A 26,647-nucleotide genomic window follows, 5' to 3' on the forward strand; every position below is an offset into this window, starting at 1 on the left:
GAGTGGTACAAATCAGGTGTTGCTGAAAGTGGCAGAAAATGCAACTTCCAACTGCCTCAATCAAGCAGCTGGCGCGCGATGGGTGCGCGCAAGGCTCTGGAGCCTTTCTTCACTTTTCATGCGAAAACTGTCCCAATGAGCAACCTTTTCACTTCTGCAGGCGGCCATCCCTTTGACCGGGCGATGGCAATGGAGCCTGCTGGCGCCAACCAGTTCGCCACACGCGCCAGCAAGGATTACTGGAACATGGTCGGACCCTACGGCGGCATCACCGCGGCGCAGATGGCGCAGGCGGTGCTGCAGCACCCGGATCGCCTGGGCGAGCTGGTGGCGATCACGGTGAATTTTGCGGGGGCCGTGGGTGAGGGCGAGGTGGTGATCGAAGCCATTCCTGCGCGCACCAACCGCTCCACGCAGCACTGGATCATCACCATGCGCGAAAAGGACGCGGAAGGCCATTGGTCCACAACCACGACTGCTACCGCGATGACGGCGCTGGCGCGCAAGACCTGGTCGGACGACGAATGCGCCATGCCGCAGGTGCCGCCGTCTGGCGAAGTGGCGCGCTACGTCACCGATTTTCGTGTGGAATGGCTCTCGCGCTACAACGTGCGCCCGCTTCTGGGCAGCTATCCGGAGCAGTGGGACGGTGCCATCAGCCCGAGCCTGACCCGCATGTGGGTCAGCGACGAGCCGCCGCGCCCCTTGGATGTGCAGGCACTGACGGCGCTGTGCGACGTGTTCTTTCCGCGCATCTGGCTGCGCCGAGCCAAACGGGTGCCGATTGGCACGGTCACATTCAGCGTGTACTTCCACGCCAGCGAGGACGAGTTGCGGCAGATCGGCAGCGAGCCGGTGCTGGCGCAGGCGCAGGGCCAGGGCTTTCGTGACGGCTTCTTCGACCAGACGGCACAGATCTGGGCGCCGGGCGGCACCTTGCTCGCGACCAGCCACCAATTGGTCTATTACAAAGAGTAAATGGAGGGCGCCGGATCGGTTAGCATCGGCGCCCGAACGGAAGCAAGCACGCGGCGTGCTTGCTTCCCAGATATTGGAGAGATAACTGTGAGCATTCAATCCACCTGCGACGACATCCTGGTGCTGGCCGAAAATGGCATCTGCACCATCACCTTCAACCGCGTCGCCAAGAAGAATTCCATCACCGGCGCCATGTACCTGGCCATGGCCAGCGTGCTGCAGCAGGCCGCCACCAGCGGCGACGTGCGCGTGGTGCTGTTCCAGGGCGATGCCACGGTATTTACCGCAGGCAATGACCTGGGCGATTTTCTGAACGGTCCCAAACCGGACGAGAATGCGCCGCCCTTTCAGTTTCTGCAGGCACTGGCCGCCTGCCCCAAACCCATCGTGGCGGCGGTCTGTGGCCCGGCGGTCGGCATCGGGACGACCATGCTGCTGCACTGTGATCTGGTCTATGCGGGCGACAACGCGATGTTCTCGCTGCCGTTCGTGAACCTGGGCTTCTGCCCCGAAGGCGCATCGAGCCTGCTGCTGCCCCAGCTGATGGGCCACCAGCGCGCCAGCGAGGCCTTGTTGCTGGGCGATCCGTTCATGGCCGAGGCGGCACTGGAAGTGGGCCTGGTCAACCGCGTGGTGCCCCCCACCGAATGCAACACCATCGCCCAGGCCCAGGCAGCCAAACTGGCCGCCAAGCCCATGGGCTCACTGCTGGCGAGCAAAAAACTGCTCAAGAGCGGCCAGATGGCAGCGGTGCAGGCGCGCATTGCCGAAGAAGGCAAGCTGTTTGCCGATCTGCTGCAGCAGCCCGCAGCCAAAGAGGCAATGAGCGCTTTCCTCGAGAAAAGAAAGCCGGATTTCAGCAAATGCTGAAAGCCATGGCGCCGCGCAGCGGTGCCAATGCACGTAGTGCAGGCGGCCTCTTTCGCTAAAAGAAAGCCGGATTTCAGCAAATGCTGAGAGCAATGACGCCGCGCAAGCGATAAATTGCTCATAAAAAGATAGCTGCTGGCGCTTGATGAAAGGGCGTCTGCAGCTATTTTTTTATTAAATTTTGCGATTCGCCTGCCAGATGCTGCAGTTCTGCGCTGCCAGCGCATCGGCAAACGCTGGCGATTGAAGGTACGCAAACTCCACTGGCCGCTGCCCGCCGATGGCATCGCCCTCCACCTGGGCATTGGCGGGGTGGCACATGAGCAGACTGCCGTCGTCGCAGGCGGCCAGCCATTGCGCCATGTGCGCGCCATACGCGGCAGGCGTGGGCGCATCAAAACCATAGACGCCGCCAAAGCCCCGGTTCATCTGCCAGCGCCGTGCATGCAACTGGCGCGTGAGCGTGTAGCCACCCAACAGCGCAATCACGGCGGCCTTGGGCTGCCAGCGCAGGCGGCCTGGGGGTGCCGTGGAGCGAATCCAGAGCTGTTGCCCGGCGTCTGTGCCATAGCGGCGCTGCAGCTCCCCCACCATGGCTGCGCGCACACCCGGCAACTGGTGCACATGCTGGTGGCCGTCGACATAGTCGGGCGGCATGCCCAGGGCATCTTCAAAGGCATCGAGCTGTTCGCGCCAGGCATCGCGCAGGCGGGCTGCGGGCAGGCGATGGGTGTAGGCCTGTGCGATGACGCTGCCGATGGTGGCGCATGGCTGCACGCCATGGCCTTCGGTCAGGTTGAAGTGCAGCCCCACGTTCAGCCTGCCGCGCAGGGCGGGCAGGGCCCGCGCCGCTTCGCGCCAGCGCGGCGCAGTGGTCATGCAGCTGGTGGCGGACAGGCGGCCCTGCTCGGCCAGCTGCTGCACGGCGGCGTCGACAGCGGGGTGCAGCGCATAGTCGTCTGCGCACAGCACAATGGAGCGGCTCATGCGGCGCTCCTGGCAAAGGCCCAGAACTTGGCGGCCACAAAGGTGACGACGGCCACGATCAGCAGCACGGCAAACAGGCTCCACAGGTAGTGCAGGTGCCACTGGTGCAGTGCGATGTAGTACAGCACTTCATTCAGTGCAAACGAGCAGCAGGCCACCAGAAAAAAACGCGGAAGCGCTTGTCTATGTGGCGCTTGATGCTCCGAAAAGGTGAGCAATGCATGGCCACCATAACTCACGCAGAATGCCACCAGAAAACCCAGCACGTTGGCTGCCAGCGGCGCCAGGGCCAGGCCCTGCACCAGCAGGGCCACCACCAGCAGATGGGTGGCCGCTGCTGCACCGCCCACGCAGACAAACTGCAGGCCCTGGGGCAGGCGGCGCAGCAGGGAGAGCAAGGCCGCCATCATGCCTGCGGTGGCTGCGAGGCGGCTGGCATCGCGGGGGCAGCGACGCTTTCACCGCCAGCACCCGGCGCCAAAACTGGCAGCGCATGGGTGGCCACATGCTGGTCCACCACATACAGTGGCCGACGCTTGACTTCGTCGTAGATGCGGCCGATGTATTCGCCCAGCATGCCGATTGACAACAACTGCACGCCGGAGAACAGCATCAGGCTGGCTGCCAGCGTGGGCCAACCGTCGGTAGGATTGTCGAAAATCAAGGTTTCGACGGTGATGTAGACGCCGTAGAAAATGGCTGCAACCGAGATGCAGAAGCCGATGAAGCTCCAGACCTTGAGCGGAATGGTCGTGAACGAGGTCAGCCCCTCGAACGCCAGCGCCCCCAGCCGGTGCAGGTTGAAGGTGGATTGCCCACTGCGGCGCGCATCGGGCACAAAGGGCAGGGCCGCGCTCTTGAAGCCGACCCAGGCATACAGCCCCTTCATGAAGCGGTTGCGCTCGGGCAGCTGGCGCAGCACATCTACCACCTTGCGGTCCATCAAGCGGAAGTCGCCCGCATTTTCAGGAATGCGGAACCGGCTGTCCCGGTTCATCAGGTAGTAGAACAGCTGGGTGCCGCGGCGCTTGGCGGCGCCCTCGGCAGTCCGGTCGGCGATCACGCCGTACACCATGTCGTAGCCGCTGTTCCACAACTGCACCATCTCGGCGATCAAGGGCAGCGGGTGCTGGAAATCAGCGTCGATCAACAGCACGGCATTGCCGCGCGCGTAGTCAAGCCCCGCACTCATAGCCGCTTCCTTGCCAAAGTTGCGCGACAGTTGCACGTACTGCAGCGGCAGGCGATCGGCCATGCGCAATGCCAGTGCCGACGTCTCGTCCTTGCTGCCATCATCGACCAGCACGATCTCGCACTCTGCCGAGAGCAGGCGCACCGCTTCATGCAGGGCGGGCAAAAAGGTTTCCAGATTGGCTGCCTCGTTGTAGGCGGGCACGACACAGCTCAGCCGCAATGGCGGGCGCTGCACGGCAAGAGGGGCAGGGGAGGCGGGAGGTAATGGCATGGCAAGTCTGCGGAATGGCTGGCAGTCTAGCGCAAGGCGGGGCGGGGTGGACGATGAAGCACCGCTTGCGCAGTGGATTCCTCTGTCTACATCAGTGCGTTTGGCGGGTCTCCTGGGTGAAAACCAGAGCGAATGCACATTGCCCGGCAGCGCCGTTTGTATGCATACTCGCTCAAGGACCTTTTGCCTTTTCAACCACGGAGATGTATGACCGCTGCCGCTTCGCCTGCCCACTTACCGGCCCATTCCCCCGGCCCCGCCTACGTATCGATGCAGGGGCTGGATGAGCCCTACATCGCCGGCCTGCGCGAAATCTTTGAAGAGCGCATTGTGTTCAACCAGTTGCTCGGGCTCAAGCTCGTGGGCGTCCATGATGATGCGTTGCTGGCATCGCTGGAGATGCGGCATGAGCTGATCGGCCACTTCGGGCTCAAGCGCATCCATGGCGGCGTGATCAGTGCCAGCCTGGATGCACTGGGCGGTATTGCGGTCATGGCCGCATCGGGCGCCAAGCACGTGGGCGAGCCGGTCATGCAGCGGCTGATGCGCTTTGGCAAGCTGGGCACCATCGATCTGCGCGTGGACTACCTGCGCCCCGGCACGCACGGCCCGTTTGCGATGCAGGCGCGCGTGCTGCGCCTGGGCTCGCGCGTGGCGACGACGCGCTCGGATTTCTGCGACAGCACGGGCCAGGTGCTGGCCACGGCAACGGCGGCCTACATCGTTTCCTGACGACTATTTGCAGAGCCTAGGTGTTTGTTGGGAATTGTGAAATCTGTCGATGCTATGAAAATATTGATAGCAAACGACGCAGTACAGCGGCCTTGTTACGACTAGTGTCAAATTTTGTTAACACGACAGCTATAAATTGAATAGCATAGTTCTGTTTTTTCATCGCAGGGTCGCACCAGGGTGAAAAACGCCCCTCGCAGAGGGGCCGCGAGCCGCACGCCGTGGGAAGCGTGGGGTGTCATTTTCTACAAGGAGATCCGATGGCTGTACAAAACCCTTTCTTCGGCGGGCGCCGTGACAACGACAATTCCGCATCCAAGTTCATGGGCGGCTCGTCATCGAGCTCCTCCGGAAGCACTTTGCCCAGTACGGCGGCTGGTTCGGCCAGCTCGGTGCTGGGGGGCAATCTCTCCAACAAGAGCGAAGACCTCAGCAGTGCTTCTTCATCCACTTCTTCTTACTCCAGCGCAGTGACCTCCAACGATACCAATGCCGGCACCGGCAGCAAACTGACCGTCGGCCCCAATATCAAGCTCAAGGGCGTCGAAATTACCGATTGCGACACCCTGGTGGTGGAAGGCACGGTCGAGGCCACCATGGACTCGCGCGTGATCCAGATCACTGCCGACGGCGCGTTCCGCGGCTCGGCCGAGATCGACATTGCCGAAATTCACGGTGAATTCGAAGGCAACCTGACGGTGCGCGACAAGCTGGTGATCTTTGGCAGCGGCCGGGTGCATGGCAAGATTCGCTACGGCAAGGTCATCATCGAAGAAGGTGGCCAGCTGACGGGCGAGATCGAATGCTCGGGCAGCACGCGCAAGCCTGCTGCAAGCACAGGCAGCACCACCAAGACTGAAAAGGCCGCCGAGAGCGTGGCCTGACAGGATTCAGGCAAGAAACAGGTTGTGGCGCGCGTCCATTGCGCGTCAATAGCTCCTGATTCAGTAGCAATAAAAAAGCGCTGCCCTGGCAGCGCTTTTGTTTGGGAGCCGCTCTGGTGCTCTGGTGTTTAAGCAGATAGCGGCGGCACCTTGCGAGGCTGTCCTTCCTCGTCGATTGCCACATAGGTCAAGGTCGCTTCGGTCACCTTGATGAACTGGCCCTGCTTGGACAGGCGCTCGGCCACCACTTCCACGGCCACTGTCATCGACGTGGTGCCGACGCGGGTGAGCTTGGCGTAGAACGACAGAATGTCGCCCACGCGCACGGGTTGTTTGAAGATGAATTCATTGACGGCCACGGTCACCGTGCGGCCGCGTGAGTGGCGCAGCGGCAGCACCGAGCCCGCCAGATCGACCTGCGACATCACCCAGCCGCCAAAGATATCGCCATTGGCGTTGCAATCGGCAGGCATGGGAATGACGCGCAGCACCAGCTCCTTGTCGGTGGGCAAATCGGAGGAAGTGGTGCGGACGGTATTCATGGGCACAATCAGGGGATACAACAATCCCACAATTGTCCTCCATGCGCCGTTTTCAGGAAGCCTCTCTCCCCGCAAGCCCTAGCGAAACCAAGGGTAAACCCGAATCTCGTGATGGAGAAACCCTGAAGCGCCTGCTGCCCTATCTGTGGGCCTACAAATGGCGCGTGATGGCTGCACTGCTGCTCATGGTGGGTGCCAAGGTCGCCAACGTCGGCGTGCCGGTGCTGCTCAAGCACGTGGTGGATGCGCTTGGCATTCAACCGGGCAGTGCACAGGCGCTGCTGGTGGTGCCGGTTGGCCTGCTGCTGGCCTATGGCGGCCTGCGGCTGCTGACTTCAGTGTTCGGCGAACTGCGCGAGCTGGTGTTTGCCAAGGCCACGCAGGGCGCGGCGCGCTCCATCGCCCTGCAGACCTTCGAGCACCTGCACGGCATGAGCCTGCGCTTTCACCTGGAGCGCCAGACCGGCGGCATGACGCGCGATATCGAACGCGGCGTCAAAGGCGTCGAGTCGCTCATTTCCTATTCGCTCTACAGCATCGTGCCCACCTTCATCGAGCTGGTGCTGGTGCTGGGCATCCTGGCTGTCAAGTTCGACATCTGGTTTGCACTCATCACCATCATGGCGCTGGTGGTCTACATCACCTTCACAGTCACGGTCACCCAGTGGCGAACCCAGTACCGGCGCGAGGCCAACCTGATTGACTCTTCGGCGCACAGCAAAGCCATCGATTCGCTGCTGAACTACGAAACCGTCAAGTACTTCAACAACGAACGCTTTGAAGCGGTGCGGTATGACGAGGACCTGGAGAAGCTGCGCCGGGCGCGGCTGAAAAGCCAAAGCAGCCTCAGCGTGCTCAACAGCGGCCAGCAACTGATCATTGCCGTGGCCCTGGTTGCCATGCTGTGGCGCGCCACCCAGGGCGTGGTGGACGGCCGGCTGACGCTGGGCGACCTGGTGATGATCAATGCCTTCATGATCCAGCTGTACATTCCACTCAACTTTCTGGGCACCTTGTACCGCGAAATCAAGCAGAGCCTCACCGATCTGGACCGCATGTTCACCCTGATGGACAAGGAGCGCGAGGTGGCCGATGCGCCCGGCGCGCACCCGCTGCAACTGCAGGGCGAGCCCGAGCTGCGTTTTGACGATGTGCACTTTGCCTACCACCCCGACCGCCCCATCCTGCAAGGACTGAGCTTTGCCGTGCCCGCCGGCAGGACGGTTGCCGTGGTGGGCCCTTCGGGGGCAGGTAAATCGACGCTTGCGCGCCTGCTGTTCCGTTTTTACGATGTGCAGGCGGGCGCCATCCGCATCGCAGGCCAGGACATCCGCGAGATCACGCAGGACAGCCTGCGCCGCGCCATCGGCATCGTGCCGCAGGACACGGTGCTGTTCAACGACACGGTGGAGTACAACATTGCCTATGGCCGCCCGGGCGCCACGCACGACGAGGTGGTGCAGGCCGCCCAGGCCGCGCGCATCCACGGCATGATCGCCGCCACGCCGGACGGTTATGCCACCCGCGTGGGCGAGCGTGGCCTGAAGCTGTCGGGCGGCGAGAAGCAGCGGGTTGCCATTGCACGCACCCTGCTGAAGAACCCGCCGATCCTGATTTTTGACGAAGCCACCTCGGCGCTTGATTCTGCCAACGAGCGCGCTATCCAGCAGGAGCTGCAACAGGCCGCGCGTGGCAAGACCACGCTGGTGATTGCGCACCGCCTCTCCACCGTGGTGGACGCCCACGAGATTCTGGTGATGGATGCGGGCCGCATCGTCGAGCGCGGCACCCACGCCCAATTGCTGGCGCAAGGCGGGCGCTACGCGGACATGTGGGCGCTGCAGCAGAACGAAAAGCTGGAGCAGGTGGCCGAGCAGGTGGACGAAGAGCACCAGGCGCAGGGTCAGCCTGAAAATTCCTGATTGCTATCTAAAAGTGAGCTTGTGGCGCTTGTGTATGAAGCGCTGGAGGCCATTTCTTGCCAAATCAGGGCTTGCGTGTCCGCGACAGGCGCTTTGCGTTGCTCACCGCCTTGGCATGCACGGGGGCGATGCCCGCGTTCAGCACATCGGTCACGGCATGCACCTGCTGCTTGACGATGCGCTTGGTGGCCTTGCCGACGCCAAACGGCGCGAAGGGGTTGCTGGCCGTGGGCGTCAGCAGCTCGGGGGCTGCGACCATGCTGGCAGCAGCCTGCCAGTACGAGGTGCAGGCCTGCGTCCACATGCCCATCCACGATTCGTAGAAGGCAACGACCTTTTCGCTACCCATGCGGTAGAACTCCTGCTGGTCGCGCACAGAAGGGCTGGGGCCGGCCGTCATCATGCGACTCACCCGCTGGGCAACCACCTGGGGCGCAGCCCAGGAGAGCTCCAGACTTTTCGCTGCCAGCGACTGTGCGCTGGAGTTGCTGCGGCGGGAGGAGGGGGACATGGTGGACTTTCTCTGAAAAAACGCTGGTTCGATTTTAGAGAAACCGGTTTCTGATAGTTTGTACAAATTGTCAGGGAATGCTCAACAATGCTGGCAGAGAGGAGCGGAGGTGGGGCCATCCGTGCCTATCGCAGGAGGCAGCCGGGGAATTGGCCGCGCTATGTCAAAATCCACCAAGATACTGACTGGCCGCTACAACAGCATGAATGTCCCCAAACTGACCGCTTGCCCGCAACGACCGCAGGGTGTGATCGAATTGGCTGGCGCTTGCTGCATGGTGGCCGCGATTGAATGACCAACGGAGACCCTTGCATGCCAACCATTCGCGTAGAACTGTTCGAGGGCCGCACCGTGGAGCAAAAGCGCGCCCTGGCCGAAGCCTTGACCGAGGCCACGGTACGCACCCTGGGCGGATCGCCCGACGGCGTTGATATCGTCTTCTTCGATGTGCCGCGCCACAACTGGGCGACGGGCGGGCGCCTCTGGAGCGATCAGCAACAGCAACAGCAACAACAGCAGCAGTAAATGAGCGCCGCTATCTGGTCGTCGCGCTGGTGGCAGAACATCAGCACCCGCGAATTCGCCGAAGGCGAGGCCTCGGGCCTGGCTGCGCGCACCGTGGCGGTGTTGCCGGTGGCCGCCATCGAGCAGCATGGCCCGCACCTGCCGGTGTCGGTGGATGCCACCTTGCTGCAAGGCATTGTGGATGCGGCCATGCCTTTGCTGCCGACCGATGTACCCGTGCTGGTGCTGCCCGCGCAGAACGTGGGCCTGAGCACCGAGCACCTGAATTTTCCCGGCACCCTGAGTCTGCCGCCGCAGCTCGTCATCGATCTGTGGACGGCCATGGGCCAGGCTGTGGCGTGTGCGGGCATCCGCAAGCTGCTGATGTTCAACACGCATGGCGGCCAGGTGGCGGTGATGGATATCGTGGCGCGCGAGTTGCGCATGGCGCACGGCATGCTGGTGTACAGCAGCAGCTGGGGCGGTTTGCCGCTGCCCGCTGCGGTTACCGGGCTGTTCAGTAGCGATGAGCACCGCTTTGGCATCCATGGCGGTGAAATCGAAACGTCGATGATGCTGCATCTGGCGCCCGCGCAGGTGCGTATGGAGCACGCAGGCTGCTTTCATTCCACATCGCAGGACCGCGCGAGGCGCTTTCCCATTCTGGGCAATGGCAAAAGCGCCAAGATGGGCTGGGCCATTGAAGATTACAACGCCTGCGGGGCCGTCGGCAACGCGGCGGGCGCCACGGCGGAAAAAGGAAAGGCCGTGGTCGATGCCGCTGCGCAGCAACTGTCCCTGTTGCTGCAGGAAATCCACCAGCTCGACTGGCGCTGCGCACAGCCGCAGCCATAGCTCCTCAGCTGCTGCCCGTTGCGGCGGCAGGCGCCTGTGCGCATGCTTGCAGGTGCGCGGCCAGTTGGTAAATGGGGCCCGAGAGGGCATGGCTGCGCTGCCGCAGCAGGCCCACCTCCCTGTAAAACGTGTATTCGCCCAGGCTGAGGGCCTTGACTGCGCTGGGCAGCGGCAGCAAGGCATCGGCCATGGGGGCAATCGCCACACCGATGCCCTGTGCAACCAGGCAGACGAGGCCGGGGAGATCGTCCAGCTCCAGCCGTTCGGTGGGAGCCAGTTGCTGCTGGCGCAGAAAACGCTCCACCATGCGGCCGCCAAACGAGCGCCGGTCGTAGCGGATGAACGCCTGCTGCTGCAATGCACTGCGCCAGTCTTCCTGCGGCATGGTGCGGTGGGCGAGCAGCATGAAAGGCTCTTTGAGCAGCGGCTGCCAGACGAGCTGCGGCACCATGCCGAAGGGCGGACGGATGATGAGTGCCGCATCGAGGCTGCCATTGTCCAGCTGGTCCATCAGCTCCATCGAGGTGCCCGGCACCAACTGCACATGCACCTGCGGATGCTGCTGCATGAAGCCCGCCAGCGCCCGCGTCAGCAAACCGGTATGGATGGTGGCAATGGCCCCGATGCGCAGGCGTACCGGTGTGGTCGCGCCGGTGTGCTGGCCCAGTTGCTCGAACTGGCGGACCAGCGCTTCGGCCTGCGGCAGCAAGGCGCGCGCCGCGGCATTGGGCTGGGCGGAGCGGCCGGTGCGGTCGAACAGCGCATAGCCCAGGTGTTCTTCCAGCCGCTTGATCTGGCTGGATACGGCGGATTGGGTGAGCCCGATGGCATCGCCGGCACCGGCAAAAGTGCCGATGCGGGCAACGGCAATCAGTGTGCGCAGTTCGGTGATCATTGATCGAAAAAATTGTGACTCAGGTCAAAAATATATCGTTTTTAAATATCAAAGCATTGTCCTACATTCAATCTGCCGTGCCGGTTGGTGCTTGGAAATTGGCCTGCTACCTCTGTGGAGTGGCAAGGTGATTTCGTGCCAGCGCTTCCATTTTCTGGGGTGCCTGGCAATGGAGCAAAACCGGTACACCGATAGACCAAGGACGATGAAATGACCACGACAGCTGCTTCCATACCCCCTTTTCACCTGGCCTTTCCCGTGCACGATATTGCCGTGGCGCGCCAGTTCTACGGCGATCTGCTGGGCTGCCCGGAAGGCCGCAGCTCCGACGCCTGGGTGGACTTCAACTTCTATGGCCACCAGATCGTCGCGCATCTGGCTCCAGAAGAATGCGGCCACAGGCAGAGCAGCGACGTTGACGGCCACGATGTGCCCGTGCGCCACTATGGCGTGGTGCTGTCGATGGCGCAGTGGCAGGACATGGCAGACAAGCTGACCGCCGCAGGTACGCGGTTTGTGATCGAGCCCTACATCCGCTTCAAGGGCGAAGTGGGTGAGCAGGCGACCATGTTCTTCCTGGACCCGAGCGGCAATGCCCTGGAGTTCAAGGCATTCAAGAACATGGAATCGCTGTTTGCCAAGTAGAAGTGCTGTCAGGCGCTTCACTGGTAAGCGCTGATAGATATCAAAAAGATATCGAAAGATATCGAAAAGACCAGGGCAAAGCGGCTGGCACAAGCCGCTGCTCATGAAAAAAAGATCCAAGGAACTCCCCACATGTATCGCCATACCCCCAGACCTGCCCAATTCTTGTTGACCGCTGCTGCCCTGGTGCTGCTGGGCATCGGCGCGGCCCAGGCCCAGCAGGACACGCTGGCCAAGATCAAAAGCACCAGCACAGTGACCATGGGCGTGCGGGAGGCATCGGGCGCGATGTCCTTCACCACCGGCAATGGCAAGTACGCTGGCTTTCATGTCGACGTGTGCGAGCGCGCCCTGCAGGGGGTGCAGAAGGCGCTGGGCCTGCCGCGCCTCGATATCCAGTACCAGATGGTGACGGCTCAGAACCGCATTCCGCTTCTGACCAATGGCACGGTGGATGTGGAGTGCGGCACCACCACGAACAATGTGGCACGCCAGAAGGAAGTGGCCTTTGCGCCGACCCTGTATGTGGAAGAGGTGCGCACGGCGGTGACCGTTGCCTCGGGCATCACCTCTGCCGATCAACTGGCTGGCAAGAGCGTGGCGGCCACGGCAGGTGCCACTGCGGTGCCCCTGGTGCGCAAATATGCCAAGGAAAAGGGCCTGGACATCCAGCTGCTGGTGGCCAAGGACAATGCCGAATGCTTCATCATGCTGGAGAGTGGCCGCGCGCAGGCCTGTGTGGCAGACGGGCAGATTCTGGCCACCGGCATCGCACGCATGCGCGAGCCGGGCAAGTACCGCGTCGTGGGCGAGCCTTTCAATGTGGAGCCGCTCGCCATCATGATGAGCAAGGATTCGCCCGAGTTCAAGAAACTGTTCGATGCACAGATCGCCAGCCTTTCTGTCAGCGGCGAGATTGCCAGGATCTATGACAGGTGGTTCATGCAGCCGATCCCGCCCAATGGCATCACGGTGAACCTGCCGGCATCGGCCAACACCCAGGCGGCTTGGGCCCAGCTGTCGGACAAGCCCATGGAGGCCTACCAGGTGGCCAGGCCCTGAACGGGTGAGTATGATTCAAAAATGAGAGCTGCTCGTGCTCGCCCATCTTTGGTTTCAAACCATAAACCCATTGAAACCCAAGACAGTCAAGCGCGAGCAGCTCTTGTTTTGATGGTGTGACAGACGTCAGCGCTTGATCATCGGCAAATCAATGTATGGCTTCCGTGCCGCGTTGCGAACTGCTGGGTTCGGCCGCCACATCAAAGGCGATGAATGACAGGCACAGCTGCACGCCCAGAATGAGGGGCAGCGCGCTGAACATGACGGTGCCCGCAGGCGTGACCATGCCCATCGCGAGAGACTTGCCCCACTGGTACAGGCCAAACCCCATTCCCCAGGCGATCAGGCCCAGGCCCAACGGCAGCTCCAGGGATGCGACCGACATGCCGCGCAGGTAGTAGTTGTAGAAAATGCGCTTGAAGAAGTTGCGGATATGGCCCGCAAAGAACTCGCCCAGGATCTGGGTGATCTTGAGGTTGCTGAATTCCGTTTCGTATTTGGCGTCCATCGGCACATCAAGAACGACGGCACGCACGGTGTTCAGCCGGAACAGCATGTCGGTTTCAAAGAAGTAGCTGCGGCTGATCTTGTGCAGCGGCAACTGGGCCGCCGTGCTGGCCGCGATGGCGGTGTAGCCATTGGTGGGGTCAAAGCTGCTCCAGTATCCCGACGAGAACTTGGCCATGAAGGACAGCACCGCATTGCCCAGGATGCGGATCTTGGGCATGCGCGATATCTTCTCCAGGTTGTAGAAGCGGTTGCCCTTGGTGTAGTCGGCCCGGCCGCTGACAATGGGCGCCACAAAGCGCGGCAGCAGGCTCGGGTCCATCTGTCCGTCGCCGTCGATCTTGACGATGATGTCAAAGCCATCGTCGATCGCCGCGCGGTAACCGGCCATCACCGCGCCGCCCACGCCCAGGTTCACCTCGTTGAACAGCACGCTCACGCGGGGATCGCGGTTGTTCTCCTGCACGTAGCGGCCGCTGCCGTCGGGGCAGCAATCGTCGACGACATAGATGCGATCCACCTCGGGGCCGATGGCCTGGATGACCGCAAGAATATGCCGCGTGACCTTGTAGCTGGGAATGACGACAGCGATGGTGGAGGCGGGAGGGGGCGTTGTGGTGGATAGGCTCATGGTGGGTCGCAAGGTCTGTCACTGTGGCGGGCCAGATCCTCGCTGCTGGCGTACTACGCGTCTCTCAAGCGCACGATTGTTGCACAGCTGGGCGCCGCCACCGGCGGCGGCCGGTTGTCACAGGCCCAGCACCTGCGCAAACACCTTCGCATCGACGTTGCCGCCCGTCATGGCGAGGCCCACCGTCTGCCCTGCAATGGCGGCCTGCTCCTGCAGGGCGGCGGCAAGTGCGGCAGCGCCTGCGCCTTCGGCCACATTGTGGGTGCTGGTGAACAGCAGTTGCATGGCATTGGCGATTTCGTCATCGCTCACCGCCACCACGCGATCGAGGTGCTGGCGCAGGATGGCGAGCGCCTGCGGATCGGCGCGGCGCACGGCCATGCCGTCGGCAATCTGTGTGGTGACCGCAGCGTCGACCACTTCGCCGGCGGCGATGGAATCGCGGTAGGTGGTGGCACCAGTGCTGACCACGCCGACAATGCGCACCGGGTGCTGCAGGGCCAGCTTGGCCGCCACTGCCGCGCAGGCGCCCGAGCCCAGGCCAATGGGCACGTAGGCCGTGTGCATATCGGGTACGGCGCGCAGAAACTCCCACCAGTAGGTGCTGACGCCGCTGACCAGGTCTGCATGGAAGCTGGGCACCATGTGGGCGCCACGTTGCTCCGCCAGCGCGATGGCATGTTCGCGTGCAGCCTGAAAATCATCGCCGTGCTCGATGAGGGTGGCGCCCAGCGCGCGCATGGCGGCGTTCTTTTCGATGGAGTTGCCGTGCGGCACCACAATGGTGCAGCGCACGCCATGGCGGCGCGCAGCCCAGGCGATGCTCTGGCCGTGGTTGCCACGGGTGGCGCTGATGACTTCGGCAGGCAAGGTGTTGCGAGCGGCCATCTGCGCAAAATAGGTCAGGCCGCCACGGATCTTGAAGGCGCCCACCGGCGTGTGGTTTTCGTGCTTGAGCCAGCAATGGGCGCCGAGCTTTTCGCTGAGCAGCTGCCAGTGGTATTGCGGCGTGGGCTGGAACTGGTCATAGACCACGCGGGACGCGGCTTCGATATCGGCGAGGCTGGGCAAGGCGGAATGCGGCATGAGAGCTCCTGCGGTCGTTGTCTATCAAGGCGGAGTGGATGCGTTGCTGCGCAGCGTCACCAGCCCCTTGGGGGTCTGCAGGTGTGCGGCCAGAGCAGGCTAGGCACCACCTTGCACCTGTATCGGGGCGTCCACAGGCAGATTCAGCGCCAGCAGTGCGGCGCGCAGTGTGCCTGCCTGCGGATGCTGCAGCTCCAGGCCCAGCAGTTGCACGCCCTGGTCCTGCATGCTGGCTTCGGGGTGGATGGCGCCCCAGCGGATCAGGGTGGGCAGGCAGCCGTCCAGCAACCGCTGCCCGTCGCTGCGCAAGCCGATCTGCCATTCCAGCAGGCCGCGCGGCGTCTGTCTGCTGGCGGCCTGCGGCGCGCCTGCAGGCAAATCCAATGCGCGCAAGGCCTCGGTGCTGGCGGCGATATCGGGTACGCGTGCCACCCAGTGGATCAACTGCGGTCCATGCTGCGTGACCGACGCGCGCAGCCAGGCGGCATCCATGTCGAACCAGCGTTTGTCAAACGGGGCGGTTGGCGGAACGCCTTCGGGATCAATCGCGATGATTTCGAGGTACGAGGCCGCAAACGCATCGCTGCTGGTGCGCAGCAGGCGGTTGTGCGTGCCCATGAAGGCGTGGCGCCCACCCGCTGCGGGCGTGACGCCCAGCGTGTCTTCGCACCATTGCACGCCTTCTTCCAGCGTGGCGGCCATCACCACCAGATGGTCGAGCTGGGAGATTGTCGACATGGAGGTGGATGAATTCATAGCTGCACCGTGCCGCTGATGCAGGCAGTGACCTGACCGCCAACCCAGGCCTGGCCGCCCCCGTCCTGCGTGATGAATACCTGGCCTGACCGGTCCAGGTTGATGCCCTGGCTGGCGGTGTAGGGCGCTTCGATGTGGCCGTCGGCCAGCAGCCATTGCGCGAGGCTCGCGTTCAGGCTGCCGGTGATGGGGTCTTCGCTCATCGTGGCGCCGGTGTTGAACCACACGCGTACCTCCAGATCCGGGTCGGCGGCAGCGGGGCTGGCAGGTGCACTGCTGGAAAACGCCTGGGCTTCTCGGCTGGCGCGACCAATCAGGGCCCGACCAGCCTGGGGGTAGCGCGCTGCCACGGCCAGTTCCGTGCCCAGTGCGTGCAGGGCGGCTGCGTCAGGCTGCAGCGCAAATACGGTATCGGGTTCATCGACCAGAAGGGCCCAGAACAGCGGGCCGTTGTTCAGCTTTTGCCGGGCAATGACCTGGTCAGCACGCAGGCCGGCAGCCTGCAACAGGGGCGCGAGTTCGGCATCGCTGATGCTGCTGCGCGCAAGTGCAGGCGCTGCAAAGGCCAGCTGGCCGCCTGTGCCCAGGCCTGAGCCTGTCGCGTTGGCTTGCGGATTCATCCGCAACGGCACCAGCCCCTTGGCGCATTCCTGCACCACGGTGCCGGGTTTGCGGGGCTTGCCGCCTGCAGCCAGCCAGGCGTAGCAGCTGCCCAGCGTGGGGTGGCCTGCAAAAGGCAACTCGCCACCCGGTGTGAAGATGCGCACGCGGTAGTCGGCTTCCGCCTGGGTGGGTGGCAGCAGAAAGGTGGTTTCGGACAGGTTGGTCCAGCGAGCAAAGGCCTGCATGGCCTCGTCACTCAGGCCTTCGCTGTCGAGCACCACGGCCAGCGGATTGCCGCGGTACGCGGTCTCGGAGAACACATCGACCTGCATGAAGGCGCGTGTACGCATGGGAAATCCCTTTCTTGAAGATTCAGAAAACGACCTGGCCCGTCACAACGCTGTGCACCTGGCCTTGCACCCAGATCTGGCCGCCCGCATAGGCGCTATCGGCCACAAGGCGCATGCGGCCTGCACGGCCGATGGCTGCGCCTTGCTGCACGCGGTATGGCAAGGCAATGTGCCCGGCAGCGCTGAGCCATTGGGCCAGGCTGGCGTTCAGGCTGCCGGTGGCGGGGTCTTCGGCAATGCCGTGGGCGGCCAGGGTGATGCCGCGCACTTCCAGTACGGGCTCGGCATCGCTGCCTGCGCTGCTGCCCGGGGGGTGAATGGCGCACAGCCCGGCTTTGACGCCCAGCGCGCGTAGCGCAGCCGCGTTGGGCTGGGCGCGTGGCAAGCTATCGATATGGCGCATCAGCAGGCCCATCCAGCGCGATCCGTTGTCCAGCCACTGGGCGGCGATCAGGTCATCGGCCTGCAGTTGCAGGGCAGCGAGCACCTGCGCCTGCAGGCTGGCGGGCACATCGCTGCGCTGCAGTGGCGGCGCGGCAAATGCCAGGCCTTCTGAGCCAGCGCTACCCGCAGCAGCCACGCGGGCAATGGTGACGAGGCCCTTGGCGCATTCCTGCACCACCACCTGGCTTTGGCGTGGCGTGCCGCCCGCGTTCAGCCAGGCCTGGCAACTGCCCAGCGTGGGATGGCCGGCAAACGCCAGCTCGCCCGCCGGGGTGAAGATGCGTACACGGTAGTCGGCACCGGCGGCTGCGCCCTCGGCCGTGGGCGGCAGCAGGAAGGTGGTTTCCGACAGGTTGGTCCAGCGAGCAAAATCCAGCATGGCGGCATCGCTGATGCCTTCGCCGTCCAGAACGACGGCCAGGGCATTGCCTTGCAGGGGGTGGTCGGAAAATACATCGAGCTGGGTGAATCGGCGGGGGTGCATGGGAAGTTGTTTTGCTATGAAGATTGAATGCATGGCGCGCACTGGGCATGCGCTGCTGGCCAATTTTGCTTGAATTTATTCGAGTGTGATATCGAGCACGCCCCGTGTGGCTGGCCGGGTCAGCAGTGCGGCAAACCAGCGCTCCACATGCGGGTAGTGGGGGCGCTGGTAGTCGGCGGCGGGCAGGTTCCACCAGCGGTGCACGTCGCAGGCGGCGGGGATGTCGGCCATGCCGAAATGGTCGCCCTGCAGGTAGGCGTGGGTGGCCAGATGCCGGTCCAGCAGTTGCAGCAATGGCTCCATCGCAGCAATGGACGCAGCAATTTTCTGCGCATCGCGCTGCTCCGGGGACATGCGGATGAGCTGGATGAACGCATCGCGCCCGGCGGGGTTCAAGGTGGTCTGCTGCCAGTCCATCCAGCGCTCGGCATCAAAGCGTTGGGCCAGGGCTGCCGGATACAGTACGCCGGGAGAGTAGCGCGCGCACAGATAACGCACGATCACGTTCGACTCGAACAGGCTCACCCGGAAGGCGCCTTCGCCGTCTTCGATGGCTGGCACCATGGCATTGGGGTTGCGGGCCAGAAACTCGGGCGTATGCGTTCCGCCAAATTTGCCGCCGGTGTCGATGCGCTCGAACGGCACGCCCAGTTCCTGCACAGCCCAGACGACTTTGCGCACATTGATGGAGGAGATGCGGCCCCAGATTTTCAGCATGAGTGGCTTTCGGATGGTGATAAGAGAGGCTTTGCCCAGGCCCTGGGCAAAGCAGTGGCCAGGCCTTTGCAGGGCAACCTGGCCAGATCGGTGCAAGGGCCTATTGCTGCGCCAGGGTGGCGCGCACGGTGTCGGCCAAGGCCTTGATGGCGATGTGAATCTGCTCTTCAGAGGCCGTCACATACGACAGGCGCATGGTGCGGTGGTCCGGGTTGGCTGCATAGAAGGCGGAGCCGGGAACATAGGCTACGTTGCGCTCCACGGCTGCGGGCAGCATCTTCACGGTGTCCACGCCCTCGGGCATGCGCAGCCACAGGAACATGCCGCCGACGGGCCGGGTCCATTGCACGTCGATGCCCGCGAAATGCTCCTCCAGTGCGGCCAGCATGGCATTGCGCTGCTTTTTGTACAGCGCGCGAATGGTGGGCACATGCCGCTCCAGGAAACCGTCCTTGATCACCTCTGCCACCATGCGCTGGTTGAAGCTTGGGGTGTGCAGATCGGCGGCCTGCTTGGCCTGCAGCAGCTTGGGGTAGATGGCCTTGGGCGCCACGATGTAGCCCAGGCGCAGGCCCGGAGCCAGCACCTTGGAGAACGAGCCCAGGTACAGGCCACCGTCCGGGTTGCGTGCGGTCAGCGGCGCGGCGGGCTCCTCGTCGTACCACAGGTCGCCATAGGGGTTGTCTTCCAGAAACGGTACGCCCAGTTCGGCAAGGCGCTCCACCACGGCCTGGCGGCGGGCATCGTCCATCGTGCGGCCCGTGGGGTTCTGGAAATTGGGCAGCAGGTAGATCAGGCGGGCTTTTTGCGCGCCTGTGCCCACCTTGCGCTCCAGATCGGCGGGGATCACGCCGTGCTCGTCGCTGTCCACGCCCACCACTTCCGGCTGCTGGGGAGAAAAAGCTTGCAGGGCGCCCAGATAGGTGGGTGTTTCCACGAGCATGCGGCTGCCTTCATCGAGCATGATCTTGCCGACCAGATCCAGCCCTTGCTGGGAGCCGGTGGTGATCAGCACCTGTTCCGGGCTCACGTCCCAGGGCAGTTGCTGGGCAATGAATTCGCGCAGCGGGGCGTAACCTTCGCTGGCTGCGTACTGCAGCGAAGAAGCGCCGTCTTGCAGCAGCACCTTGTCCGCAGCGTTCTTGAAAGCGTCGATCGGAAAGGTCTTGGGGGAGGGAAGGCCTCCCGCCAGGCTGATGATGCCGGGCTTTTCGGTCACCTTCAGGATCTCGCGGATCACGGAAGGGTTCATGGTGGAGGCACGTTTTGCCAGGGTCCAGTTGTTCATTTTTTTCCTCGTACGGTGCGCCGTCTGCACAACGCATCGCCAGATACATCCAATCAAATACTCAAATGCAGGGCTGTGAAACAGCGGCTTTTGAGGTTGCAATAGGGCGGTTGCCGGGCGTCCGGGAGTGCGCTCGGCGGGCGGCAGCCGCCTGCCAGCTTGTGGCTGGCGTGTTGATCGTCGTCATTGTCCGTCCGATGGCGGAGGCCACATGGACAGCCAAGCGAAGTTCCACCCCGCCAAGGGGCAGCGATGGGAGGGTGCGGGCTGTGGTGTGGAGGGCTGTCGTCATGGGACTGAACGGTGGTGTGAAGCCGGTTGGGGTTGGAATGGGCAGGCTCAGGCCTTGATCATCCAGACTGCAGTCAACACCAACACCAATGCCATGGCGCGGTTGAACCACAGCAGGCGCTGGCCCTGGGCCAGCCAGGTGCGCAGCAGGGCGCCGACGGATGCATACAGCAAATTGCTGGCAAATGCGTAGAGCAGCATGATGGGCACGACGATGGCCAGGCGCATGAGTTGGTCTTCGAAACCGACAATCCAGCCCGCAACAATGGCCAGGGCCAGCAGCCAGGCCTTGACGTTCACGAACTGCAGGCACACGCCCTGCCAGAAGCCGATCAGGCTGGCGTCCTTGGCTTCGGCGAGCTTGCCGCTGCCGCTCAATTTGTAGGCCAGCCACACCAGGTAGGCAATGCCTACGGCCTTGATGGCGGTCTTCATCACAGGTGCCGCCATCACCAGGGCACCGACGCCACTGGCGCACAACAGCAGCAATGCGCACCAGCCCACCGGAACGCCCCACACAAAGCGCATGGCGGGCCTGAGCCCCCAGTTGGCGCCCATGGCGGCTGCCATGGTGGTATTGGGGCCGGGCGTAAAGCTCATCGCCGTAGCCAATACGAGAAAGGCGGTGAAATCGACAATGGTCATGGTGGTGGTCATCTTGTGGTCGTACAGGTGAGCGGATTCGTCATTCTGGCAAGAGACGCACCAGCGCGGCATCGCTGCCGTGACAGGGCGGCACGCCTGCCACGCCCGCCACGCCTGAGAGGCCGCGAAAGGCGATTGCCGCTCTCTGTACTTGCGATTACTATAGAGGTGAGACCAATACAGTGCCAATACAGATGTACTGCCAAGCGCGCAAACTGTATCGGTGCCAACGCTGATACACCATGCTGACCCGCGATGCCACCCATACGCTGACCGAACAATTGGCGGCCCGTTTTGCCGAGCGCATCCGTTCGCGGCTGCTGCCCGCAGGCACCCGCCTGCCCTCGGTGCGCGCCTGTGCCGTCCAGCAGGGGGTGAGCCCCCATACGGTAGTGGCTGCCTACGATCTGCTACAGGCGCAGGGTTTGATTGAATCGCGTCGTCAGCGCGGTTTTTATGTTCGCGACTATGTAGAAAAATCGACGCAATCGTATGCAGGGAAAGCGCAAGCCGCTATCAAAAGCAGAACATTGAAAGATGCCGTTTCGCTCTCCTTGCCTGCTGCATCGGCGCGTATCAATGCCACCTCGCTCATTCGCGGCATGATGCACAAGGCCACGCACCCGCAGCCCGGGGCGGGCATGCTTCCCCCCGATTGGCTGCAGAACCAGTTTCTGCAATCGGCACTGCGCAAAGTGGTGGGCCTGGAAGAGTTGCGCACCATGTCCTGGGGCTATGGTGTGCCCATGGGCGATGAGATGCTGCGCGGCCTGCTGGCCGACCGGCTCAAAACCCTGGGCCTGCCGGTCAGTGCCGACCAGGTGATGACCACCGTGGGCGCGACGCAGGCGCTGGACATTGTCAGCCGCACGCTGCTCAAAGCGGGCGATGCGGTGATGGTGGAGGAGCCGGGCTGGTCTGTAGAGTTTGCCCGCCTGGCGGCACTGGGCATGCAGGTGCTGCCCGTACCGCGTGGCGCGGATGGCCCCGATCTGGCCACAATGCGCCGCTACTGCGAAACCCATGCGCCCAAACTCTATGTGAGTGTGAGCGTATTGCACAACCCCACCAGCTACAGCCTGCACCCGGCAGCGGCACACCATGTGTTGCAACTGGCCAAGGAATTCGGCTTTTATGTGGTGGAGGACGATACCTACAGCCATATCGCACCCGAGCATGCCACGCGCCTGTCGGTGCTCGACGGCTTGCAGCGCACCATCTATATCAGCGGCTTTGCCAAGATTCTTGCGCCCAACTGGCGCGTTGGCTATATGGCTGCACCGCCCGATATGGTGGACCGGATGCTCGACACCAAACTGCTGTCTACCCTCACGAGTCCAGCCATCATGGAGCGCGCCATGGCCCTGTGCATCGAAAACGGCCAACTGCGTCGCCACATTGAGCGTGTGCGCACCCGCCTCGTACAGGCCAGAAAGCACAGTGTGCAACTGGCACAGCAGGCGGGCTGCCAGTTTGTGACCGAACCCGCCGGTATGTTCGGCTGGGTCGACACCGGCATGGACACCGAAGTGCTGGCCCAGCGCATGCTGGACGAAAACTACCTCATCGCTCCCGGCACCCTGTTCTATGCGAGTCGCCAGCCCTCCTCGCTCATGCGCATCAACTACGCCTGTACGCAGGATGCGGCATTCTGGAATATCTACCAAAGGGTGCGGGCGGAGTTTCCGCAGGCAGATGGCGCACCCATGGCCTGACTATCCCGGGCAAACCAACTGCTCTCGAAATTGAAGTTGTGGAGCGCTTTCAGCGTTTGCTGGAGAGACATTGGCCATTTATCGATATTCTCCCGATAAGATAGAGAAAAATGATTAGAAACCTATCGAGCAGGCTATCCATGGATAGGTGAGGCGGGTTCTGCCTGCTATGGTTTTTGATGGTCTGGCGCGCTCCATTGGGGGCGGATGATCGATTTTTATTGAATAAACAAAAAAAGGGGATTCTCATGAAAGCACGCCGCGCATTGCAAGCGCTATGTATCGCAGCCAGTGTGCTGGGCGCCATGCCCAGTCAGGCGGCTCGCAGTTTTACCCCGCAGCCGGGTACCTGGGTGGTGACGAGTGAGCTCAATGGCAAACCGGGGCGCGGCCTCGCGATTGATGTACAGGGCAATGCATTTTTGATGCAGGTTTTTGCATACGATGCCTCGGGCGCGGCAACCTTCTACACGGCGATGGGCACCCTCGATGGAGGTGCCGTGACGGCACCGCTGATCCGCTACGTGGGAGGGCGTTCATTTGGTGGTGAACCTCGTTCTGCGGAATTTCGTGAATCACTGGGGAATGTGGTGCTGCGTTTCACCGATGGGCTGCATGGTGTGGTGCAGTTTCCAGGCGAGCCAGAACTGGCCATTCAGCGATTCGCCGTGATGAGCACGGAGTTCGAGACCCTGTATGTGAGGCCTGCAGCCATTTCGCCGCGCAGCTTTCGGATGGTTGGGTTGGACGGCAACGGACAGCCAGCCATGGCCTGGGATGCGCAGCTCGTCAGCGGCGCCGGGATTCAGCGCCAACTGCTGTTGAAGCAAACGACTGCCGGGGCCAATGCGCCTCAGCAGAAGCTGGCCTGCTCACGGCGCGAGGGAATGGATGCCTATGACTGCAAGGCGCAGGAGCCGGCTGCGGCGGGCTCTTCGGACTCGCGTGTGAGCCAGGCTTCCTTGCGCTTCTCGGGGCCGGATGTGCAGGGCGCGGTGGAGGCAACTGGCGCCGTGGGTGGGCGCTTTGGGGTGCAAGGCGAGATGATGGTGGGTGGCACGATCAGTGCATGGGGCGATTGCTCGGAAGGCGCCTACACCTATATGCAAGATATATCGTGCTACTCAGGCGACGTTCAGATTCCTTCCAATGGCACGTGGATGGTGACGGATGAAATCAATGGAAAGCCCGGGCGAGGAATCGCCGTCGATATTCAGAATGGACTGGCGATTGCGCAGGTGTTCAATTATCTGGGCAATGGTGGCGCAACCTTCCATATGGGAAGCGGTGCGTACTCGGAGCAGGAAACCCGGTTGGCCCTGCAGCGTTACGAAGGTGGGCGTGCCATTGGTGGGGTCATGCAGTCCGCTGTTCTGGCCAACAGCCCGGGTGATATGACGCTGGGGTTCTACCGTCTGGACGACCGCACCAAACGCGGTCTGCGCACAGAGGGCGTGGTTCGGTTTCCGGAGGAAAATCAGAAAAGCACCATTCGCGTGGTGCTGGAAGACCAGTCCACGCTCGCACTCAGGCTCAGTGGCCAATGGCTGATGAACTTTCAACCACCTGGCGGGCAAGCGGGTATGCCAATGGCGCAGGTGGTCACCTTTAATCAAGACCAGGGCGATGTGGTGGCAAGCACCGACGGAGCTGTGCAGTGCCGACCGGTGCAAAACATTGCGGCCTCTGCCGAAGTCATTTGTGACTGGCATGCCGATGCAGGCAAGGGGGCCGTATTGGGTAGCGCACATTTTGTACTGCAACCCAACAACCGCACCACATCTGCCATGCGCATCCGGGATCAGCACGGCAATCTGACGGGGCTGGGCGCGTGGGAGTGAGGCTGGCCGCCGGTAGTCGCATGGCGCCCCTGCGGTGACTATAGAAAGAAAGCAAAAGGCACACCAGCGCTCCGTTGGTGTGCCTTTTGTTGTTGTGGCCGTGGAGTTTTAGCCTGCCAACTCTTCCCAGCGCATCAGCGCTTCCAGCAACTCCTCTTCAATCACCGCATCGCGCTGCTGCAGGCTAACGGCGCGCTCATAGTCGCTGTTGTAGAGTGAGCCGTCGGCCAGCTCCGCCTGAATCGCTTTCTGCTCGGTTTCCAGTGCCGCGATGCGGGCAGGCAACTGATCGAGTTCGCGCTGGTCCTTGTAGCTGAGCTTGCGCTTGGGCTGGGCAACTGGCGCGGCGGCGGAAGTCGTGGTCGGTGCAGGTGCTGCGGTCTTGGCCTCTTTTGCTTCTTTGGCGGCTTTGCTGGCCTGGGCATTGGCTTGCTGCTCTGCAATCTCGCGTGAGCGGCGAGACTGGATCAGCCAGTCCTGTACCGAGCCTTCATATTCGCGCCAATGGCCGTCACCCTCTGCGGCGATGATGCTGGTGACCACATTGTCGAGAAAGGTGCGATCGTGGCTGACGAGAAACACCGTACCGTCATACTGCTGCAGCAGCTCTTCCAGCAGATCAAGCGTGTCGATATCGAGGTCGTTGGTTGGCTCGTCCAGCACCAGCACATTGGCCGGGCGTGCAAACAGCCGGGCCAGCAGCAGGCGGTTGCGCTCGCCGCCCGAGAGTGAGCGCACCGGCGAATTGGCTCTGGCTGGCGAGAAAAGAAAATCGCCCAGATAGCTCTTCACATGCTTGCGCTGGTTGCCGATCTCGATCCATTCGCTGCCGGGGCTGATGAAGTCTTCCAGCGTTGCATCCAGATTGATGGCATCGCGCATCTGGTCAAAATACGCCACCTGCAGATTGGCGCCTTGGCGGATGCTGCCGCTATCGGGAGCCAGCTCGCCCAAAATCATCTTCAACAAGGTGGTTTTGCCCGCGCCATTGGGGCCGATCAGGCCGACCTTGTCGCCGCGCAGCACCGTGGTGCTGAAATTGCGCACAATCTGCCTGTCGCCAAAGGCTTTGCTCACATTCGTCAACTCTGCAACGATCTTGCCCTGGTAGCCATTGCTCATCCCTGAAGCAATATCCATCTTCACACTGCCCAGGGCTTCCCTGCGCGATTCGCGGTTGGCGCGCAGGGCCTTCAGGCGCTCGATACGGCTCTGGCTGCGTGTGCGGCGAGCCTCCACACCTTTGCGGATCCAGACCTCTTCCTGGGCCAGCAGTTTGTCGGCCTTGGCGTTGATGACGGCCTCCTGCGCCAACTGCTCTTCTTTTTGAAGCAAGTACTGCGCAAAATTGCCTGGATAGCTGCGCAACTCACCGCGGTCCAGTTCCACAATGCGTGTGGCGATTGCGTCCAGAAAGGCGCGGTCGTGGGTAATGGTGACAACGCTGCCCTTGAACTCCTTGAGCAGATCTTCCAGCCAGGCGATCGAATCCAGATCCAGGTGGTTGGTGGGTTCATCCAAAAACAGCACATCGGGCCGGGCCACTAGAGCCTGGGCGAGGGCCACACGCTTCTTGACCCCGCCAGACAGCGTGCCTACGACCGCTTGACCATCCAGGTGCAGGCGCTGCAGGGTCTCCTCTACCCGCTGCTCCCAGTTCCAGGCGTCATACGCTTCAATTTGCGACTGCAGCGCATCCAGGTCTTCGCCTTCAGCGGCGGCGAAGTAGCGATCGCGAATGGCTGTGATCGCAGCCAGACCGTCGGAAGCGGCCTGGAAGATCGTGTGCGCGAGATTCAGATCGGGCTCCTGCGCCACATAGGCGACCCGTACGCCGTTCTGCACCTGCAGAGTGCCATCATCGGCCTTCTCCATGCCGGCAAGAATCTTCAGCAATGAAGACTTGCCCGCGCCATTGCGGCCAATCAATCCAACGCGTTCCTGCGATTCCAGCGAAAAATCTGCGTGGTCCAGCAAAGCAACATGGCCAAAGGCCAGCTGCGCATCTAATAAGGTAATCAATGCCATGTTGACTCTATTATCTGGTGCGCGGGGCGCTGGCTTGGAATGAGGGAGATCGAGAGACGCCGCCATGCCACGTGCGGCAATGCTGTCATGACCGCGTCATGTTCAACGGATCCAATAAAAAATTTCCTCCAACCTCACCAACGCATGGTGGAAACCCTATACAATACGCTTCATCGACAGCACAACGCCTTGCGAAGCTGCCAGACTCGAAAGAGCGCGGTTCGCGAGGTTTGTTTTTTGGTGGTGGCGACAAGTTGGGTGGCGGATGATTTCTTTCGCAACTTCTTCTGGTTGTCAAAACCTGTGCTACAATGCAAGGCTTCGCTGATTGCAGCGAGTTGGTCCAAGAGGGCTGGTGAGATCGAGAGATGGTCGCTGGCTGGGTTGGATGGGTCTTTAAAAATTAACA

At 62.4% G+C, this 26,647-nt stretch carries 28 protein-coding genes; 12 read left to right on the plus strand and 16 right to left on the minus strand.

Going from position 1 to position 26,647, the window contains the following annotated elements; genetic code table 11:
* Positions 1-135: 135 nt before the first annotated feature.
* Positions 136-978 (plus strand): acyl-CoA thioesterase, encoded by an 843-nt coding sequence (locus ABIE32_RS04080; RefSeq protein ID WP_429014185.1) that lies wholly within the window; start codon positions 136-138, stop codon positions 976-978.
* Positions 979-1,065: 87 nt separating this feature from the next.
* On the plus strand, positions 1,066-1,848 hold the full coding sequence (locus ABIE32_RS04085) for an enoyl-CoA hydratase (RefSeq protein ID WP_377779274.1): 783 nt from the start codon (positions 1,066-1,068) through the stop codon (positions 1,846-1,848).
* 174 nt (positions 1,849-2,022) lie between these two features.
* Here the strand turns inward: ABIE32_RS04085 and ABIE32_RS04090 are convergent, their stop codons facing one another.
* The 3 genes from ABIE32_RS04090 to ABIE32_RS04100 are packed head-to-tail and all read right to left on the minus strand — an operon-like array spanning position 2,023 to position 4,300.
* Positions 2,023-2,835, minus strand: a complete 813-nt coding sequence (locus ABIE32_RS04090) for a ChbG/HpnK family deacetylase (RefSeq protein ID WP_429014187.1) — start codon at positions 2,833-2,835, stop codon at positions 2,023-2,025.
* Positions 2,832-3,242: a GtrA family protein gene (locus ABIE32_RS04095; protein WP_395026774.1), complete on the minus strand. Its 411-nt coding sequence runs from the start codon at positions 3,240-3,242 to the stop codon at positions 2,832-2,834. Before ABIE32_RS04095 ends, ABIE32_RS04090 begins: the two co-directional genes overlap by 4 nt.
* On the minus strand, positions 3,242-4,300 hold the full coding sequence (locus ABIE32_RS04100) for a glycosyltransferase family 2 protein (protein WP_429014191.1): 1,059 nt from the start codon (positions 4,298-4,300) through the stop codon (positions 3,242-3,244). The genes ABIE32_RS04095 and ABIE32_RS04100 overlap by 1 nt, the downstream gene beginning before the upstream one ends.
* 270 nt (positions 4,301-4,570) lie before the next feature.
* Here ABIE32_RS04100 and ABIE32_RS04105 point away from each other — a divergent pair, with 270 nt between their 5' ends.
* Complete coding sequence (locus ABIE32_RS04105) at positions 4,571-5,032, plus strand: thioesterase family protein (RefSeq protein WP_429014279.1); 462 nt, start codon at positions 4,571-4,573, stop codon at positions 5,030-5,032.
* 260 nt (positions 5,033-5,292) lie between these two features.
* Positions 5,293-5,916 (plus strand): bactofilin family protein, encoded by a 624-nt coding sequence (locus ABIE32_RS04110; RefSeq protein ID WP_429014193.1) that lies wholly within the window; start codon positions 5,293-5,295, stop codon positions 5,914-5,916.
* 128 nt (positions 5,917-6,044) lie between these two features.
* On the opposite strand, the gene ABIE32_RS04115 is transcribed toward ABIE32_RS04110, so the two are convergent.
* On the minus strand, positions 6,045-6,458 hold the full coding sequence (locus ABIE32_RS04115) for an acyl-CoA thioesterase (RefSeq protein ID WP_377779273.1): 414 nt from the start codon (positions 6,456-6,458) through the stop codon (positions 6,045-6,047).
* 41 nt (positions 6,459-6,499) lie between these two features.
* On the opposite strand from ABIE32_RS04115, the gene ABIE32_RS04120 reads away from it, so the two are divergent.
* Positions 6,500-8,380, plus strand: a complete 1,881-nt coding sequence (locus ABIE32_RS04120) for an ABCB family ABC transporter ATP-binding protein/permease (protein WP_429014196.1) — start codon at positions 6,500-6,502, stop codon at positions 8,378-8,380.
* A gap of 64 nt (positions 8,381-8,444) precedes the next feature.
* Here the strand turns inward: ABIE32_RS04120 and ABIE32_RS04125 are convergent, their stop codons facing one another.
* Complete coding sequence (locus tag ABIE32_RS04125) at positions 8,445-8,891, minus strand: polyhydroxyalkanoate granule-associated phasin (protein ID WP_224153041.1); 447 nt, start codon at positions 8,889-8,891, stop codon at positions 8,445-8,447.
* 160 nt (positions 8,892-9,051) lie between these two features.
* On the opposite strand from ABIE32_RS04125, the gene ABIE32_RS04130 reads away from it, so the two are divergent.
* The 3 genes from ABIE32_RS04130 to ABIE32_RS04140 are packed head-to-tail and all read left to right on the plus strand — an operon-like array spanning position 9,052 to position 10,250.
* Positions 9,052-9,186 carry a hypothetical protein gene (locus ABIE32_RS04130; RefSeq protein WP_263434680.1) on the plus strand — a complete coding sequence of 45 codons (135 nt, stop codon included), beginning with the start codon at positions 9,052-9,054 and terminating at the stop codon, positions 9,184-9,186.
* 17 nt (positions 9,187-9,203) lie between these two features.
* Positions 9,204-9,416 carry a 4-oxalocrotonate tautomerase gene (locus tag ABIE32_RS04135; RefSeq protein ID WP_429014199.1) on the plus strand — a complete coding sequence of 71 codons (213 nt, stop codon included), beginning with the start codon at positions 9,204-9,206 and terminating at the stop codon, positions 9,414-9,416.
* Positions 9,417-10,250 carry a creatininase family protein gene (locus ABIE32_RS04140; protein ID WP_429014201.1) on the plus strand — a complete coding sequence of 278 codons (834 nt, stop codon included), beginning with the start codon at positions 9,417-9,419 and terminating at the stop codon, positions 10,248-10,250. It abuts the gene before it with no gap.
* A gap of 4 nt (positions 10,251-10,254) precedes the next feature.
* On the opposite strand, the gene ABIE32_RS04145 is transcribed toward ABIE32_RS04140, so the two are convergent.
* A complete protein-coding gene (locus ABIE32_RS04145; protein WP_224153044.1) occupies positions 10,255-11,145 on the minus strand; it encodes a LysR family transcriptional regulator in 891 nt (296 codons plus the stop codon).
* Positions 11,146-11,355: 210 nt separating this feature from the next.
* Here ABIE32_RS04145 and ABIE32_RS04150 point away from each other — a divergent pair, with 210 nt between their 5' ends.
* Complete coding sequence (locus tag ABIE32_RS04150; protein WP_224153045.1) at positions 11,356-11,790, plus strand: VOC family protein; 435 nt, start codon at positions 11,356-11,358, stop codon at positions 11,788-11,790.
* 132 nt (positions 11,791-11,922) lie between these two features.
* Positions 11,923-12,852, plus strand: a complete 930-nt coding sequence (locus ABIE32_RS04155) for an amino acid ABC transporter substrate-binding protein (RefSeq protein ID WP_429014203.1) — start codon at positions 11,923-11,925, stop codon at positions 12,850-12,852.
* A 148-nt stretch (positions 12,853-13,000) separates the two neighbouring features.
* Here ABIE32_RS04155 and ABIE32_RS04160 read toward each other — a convergent pair whose 3' ends face one another.
* From ABIE32_RS04160 to ABIE32_RS04195, 8 genes are all read right to left on the minus strand, one after another.
* Positions 13,001-13,990: a glycosyltransferase family 2 protein gene (locus ABIE32_RS04160; RefSeq protein WP_429014205.1), complete on the minus strand. Its 990-nt coding sequence runs from the start codon at positions 13,988-13,990 to the stop codon at positions 13,001-13,003.
* A gap of 117 nt (positions 13,991-14,107) precedes the next feature.
* Complete coding sequence (locus tag ABIE32_RS04165; RefSeq protein WP_429014207.1) at positions 14,108-15,076, minus strand: threonine dehydratase; 969 nt, start codon at positions 15,074-15,076, stop codon at positions 14,108-14,110.
* Between the two features lie 99 nt (positions 15,077-15,175).
* Complete coding sequence (locus tag ABIE32_RS04170; RefSeq protein WP_429014209.1) at positions 15,176-15,814, minus strand: VOC family protein; 639 nt, start codon at positions 15,812-15,814, stop codon at positions 15,176-15,178.
* 14 nt (positions 15,815-15,828) lie between these two features.
* Complete coding sequence (locus tag ABIE32_RS04175) at positions 15,829-16,785, minus strand: PhzF family phenazine biosynthesis protein (protein WP_429014212.1); 957 nt, start codon at positions 16,783-16,785, stop codon at positions 15,829-15,831.
* 22 nt (positions 16,786-16,807) lie between these two features.
* On the minus strand, positions 16,808-17,713 hold the full coding sequence (locus tag ABIE32_RS04180) for a PhzF family phenazine biosynthesis protein (protein WP_429014214.1): 906 nt from the start codon (positions 17,711-17,713) through the stop codon (positions 16,808-16,810).
* 75 nt (positions 17,714-17,788) lie between these two features.
* Complete coding sequence (locus ABIE32_RS04185) at positions 17,789-18,430, minus strand: glutathione S-transferase family protein (RefSeq protein WP_429014217.1); 642 nt, start codon at positions 18,428-18,430, stop codon at positions 17,789-17,791.
* Positions 18,431-18,530: 100 nt separating this feature from the next.
* Positions 18,531-19,718, minus strand: a complete 1,188-nt coding sequence (locus ABIE32_RS04190; RefSeq protein ID WP_429014219.1) for a PLP-dependent aminotransferase family protein — start codon at positions 19,716-19,718, stop codon at positions 18,531-18,533.
* Positions 19,719-20,057: 339 nt separating this feature from the next.
* On the minus strand, positions 20,058-20,654 hold the full coding sequence (locus ABIE32_RS04195) for a LysE family translocator (RefSeq protein ID WP_429014222.1): 597 nt from the start codon (positions 20,652-20,654) through the stop codon (positions 20,058-20,060).
* 242 nt (positions 20,655-20,896) lie between these two features.
* Between ABIE32_RS04195 and ABIE32_RS04200 the strand changes: the two genes are divergently transcribed.
* Complete coding sequence (locus ABIE32_RS04200; RefSeq protein WP_429014225.1) at positions 20,897-22,369, plus strand: PLP-dependent aminotransferase family protein; 1,473 nt, start codon at positions 20,897-20,899, stop codon at positions 22,367-22,369.
* Positions 22,370-22,617: 248 nt separating this feature from the next.
* Positions 22,618-24,210, plus strand: a complete 1,593-nt coding sequence (locus ABIE32_RS04205) for a hypothetical protein (RefSeq protein ID WP_429014228.1) — start codon at positions 22,618-22,620, stop codon at positions 24,208-24,210.
* A gap of 108 nt (positions 24,211-24,318) precedes the next feature.
* Here the strand turns inward: ABIE32_RS04205 and ABIE32_RS04210 are convergent, their stop codons facing one another.
* A complete protein-coding gene (locus ABIE32_RS04210) occupies positions 24,319-26,238 on the minus strand; it encodes an ATP-binding cassette domain-containing protein (RefSeq protein WP_429014231.1) in 1,920 nt (639 codons plus the stop codon).
* 170 nt (positions 26,239-26,408) lie between these two features.
* A partial coding sequence (locus tag ABIE32_RS04215; protein WP_429014234.1) for a hypothetical protein occupies positions 26,409-26,647 on the minus strand: 239 nt, incomplete at its 5' end.

This window comes from Comamonas sp. 4034 (genome assembly GCF_050434545.1).
GTDB lineage: Bacteria > Pseudomonadota > Gammaproteobacteria > Burkholderiales > Burkholderiaceae_C > Comamonas > Comamonas odontotermitis.

What these genes read in the sequence shown, in the direction of transcription:
- ABIE32_RS04175 (WP_429014212.1), bottom strand. Translation starts at nt 16,785, where the DNA reads ATGCGTACACGCGCCTTCATGCAGGTCGATGTGTTCTCCGAGACCGCG.
- ABIE32_RS04125 (WP_224153041.1), bottom strand. Translation starts at nt 8,891, where the DNA reads ATGTCCCCCTCCTCCCGCCGCAGCAACTCCAGCGCACAGTCGCTGGCA.
- ABIE32_RS04165 (WP_429014207.1), bottom strand. Translation starts at nt 15,076, where the DNA reads ATGCCGCATTCCGCCTTGCCCAGCCTCGCCGATATCGAAGCCGCGTCC.
- ABIE32_RS04130 (WP_263434680.1), top strand. Translation starts at nt 9,052, where the DNA reads ATGTCAAAATCCACCAAGATACTGACTGGCCGCTACAACAGCATGAAT.
- ABIE32_RS04170 (WP_429014209.1), bottom strand. Translation starts at nt 15,814, where the DNA reads ATGTCGACAATCTCCCAGCTCGACCATCTGGTGGTGATGGCCGCCACG.
- ABIE32_RS04155 (WP_429014203.1), top strand. Translation starts at nt 11,923, where the DNA reads ATGTATCGCCATACCCCCAGACCTGCCCAATTCTTGTTGACCGCTGCT.
- ABIE32_RS04100 (WP_429014191.1), bottom strand. Translation starts at nt 4,300, where the DNA reads ATGCCATTACCTCCCGCCTCCCCTGCCCCTCTTGCCGTGCAGCGCCCG.
- ABIE32_RS04210 (WP_429014231.1), bottom strand. Translation starts at nt 26,238, where the DNA reads ATGGCATTGATTACCTTATTAGATGCGCAGCTGGCCTTTGGCCATGTT.
- ABIE32_RS04160 (WP_429014205.1), bottom strand. Translation starts at nt 13,990, where the DNA reads ATGAGCCTATCCACCACAACGCCCCCTCCCGCCTCCACCATCGCTGTC.
- ABIE32_RS04185 (WP_429014217.1), bottom strand. Translation starts at nt 18,430, where the DNA reads ATGCTGAAAATCTGGGGCCGCATCTCCTCCATCAATGTGCGCAAAGTC.
- ABIE32_RS04115 (WP_377779273.1), bottom strand. Translation starts at nt 6,458, where the DNA reads ATGAATACCGTCCGCACCACTTCCTCCGATTTGCCCACCGACAAGGAG.
- ABIE32_RS04205 (WP_429014228.1), top strand. Translation starts at nt 22,618, where the DNA reads ATGAAAGCACGCCGCGCATTGCAAGCGCTATGTATCGCAGCCAGTGTG.
- ABIE32_RS04110 (WP_429014193.1), top strand. Translation starts at nt 5,293, where the DNA reads ATGGCTGTACAAAACCCTTTCTTCGGCGGGCGCCGTGACAACGACAAT.
- ABIE32_RS04195 (WP_429014222.1), bottom strand. Translation starts at nt 20,654, where the DNA reads ATGACCATTGTCGATTTCACCGCCTTTCTCGTATTGGCTACGGCGATG.
- ABIE32_RS04135 (WP_429014199.1), top strand. Translation starts at nt 9,204, where the DNA reads ATGCCAACCATTCGCGTAGAACTGTTCGAGGGCCGCACCGTGGAGCAA.
- ABIE32_RS04180 (WP_429014214.1), bottom strand. Translation starts at nt 17,713, where the DNA reads ATGCACCCCCGCCGATTCACCCAGCTCGATGTATTTTCCGACCACCCC.
- ABIE32_RS04090 (WP_429014187.1), bottom strand. Translation starts at nt 2,835, where the DNA reads ATGAGCCGCTCCATTGTGCTGTGCGCAGACGACTATGCGCTGCACCCC.
- ABIE32_RS04080 (WP_429014185.1), top strand. Translation starts at nt 136, where the DNA reads ATGAGCAACCTTTTCACTTCTGCAGGCGGCCATCCCTTTGACCGGGCG.
- ABIE32_RS04095 (WP_395026774.1), bottom strand. Translation starts at nt 3,242, where the DNA reads ATGGCGGCCTTGCTCTCCCTGCTGCGCCGCCTGCCCCAGGGCCTGCAG.
- ABIE32_RS04140 (WP_429014201.1), top strand. Translation starts at nt 9,417, where the DNA reads ATGAGCGCCGCTATCTGGTCGTCGCGCTGGTGGCAGAACATCAGCACC.
- ABIE32_RS04120 (WP_429014196.1), top strand. Translation starts at nt 6,500, where the DNA reads ATGCGCCGTTTTCAGGAAGCCTCTCTCCCCGCAAGCCCTAGCGAAACC.
- ABIE32_RS04150 (WP_224153045.1), top strand. Translation starts at nt 11,356, where the DNA reads ATGACCACGACAGCTGCTTCCATACCCCCTTTTCACCTGGCCTTTCCC.
- ABIE32_RS04145 (WP_224153044.1), bottom strand. Translation starts at nt 11,145, where the DNA reads ATGATCACCGAACTGCGCACACTGATTGCCGTTGCCCGCATCGGCACT.
- ABIE32_RS04200 (WP_429014225.1), top strand. Translation starts at nt 20,897, where the DNA reads ATGCTGACCCGCGATGCCACCCATACGCTGACCGAACAATTGGCGGCC.
- ABIE32_RS04190 (WP_429014219.1), bottom strand. Translation starts at nt 19,718, where the DNA reads ATGAACAACTGGACCCTGGCAAAACGTGCCTCCACCATGAACCCTTCC.
- ABIE32_RS04105 (WP_429014279.1), top strand. Translation starts at nt 4,571, where the DNA reads ATGCAGGGGCTGGATGAGCCCTACATCGCCGGCCTGCGCGAAATCTTT.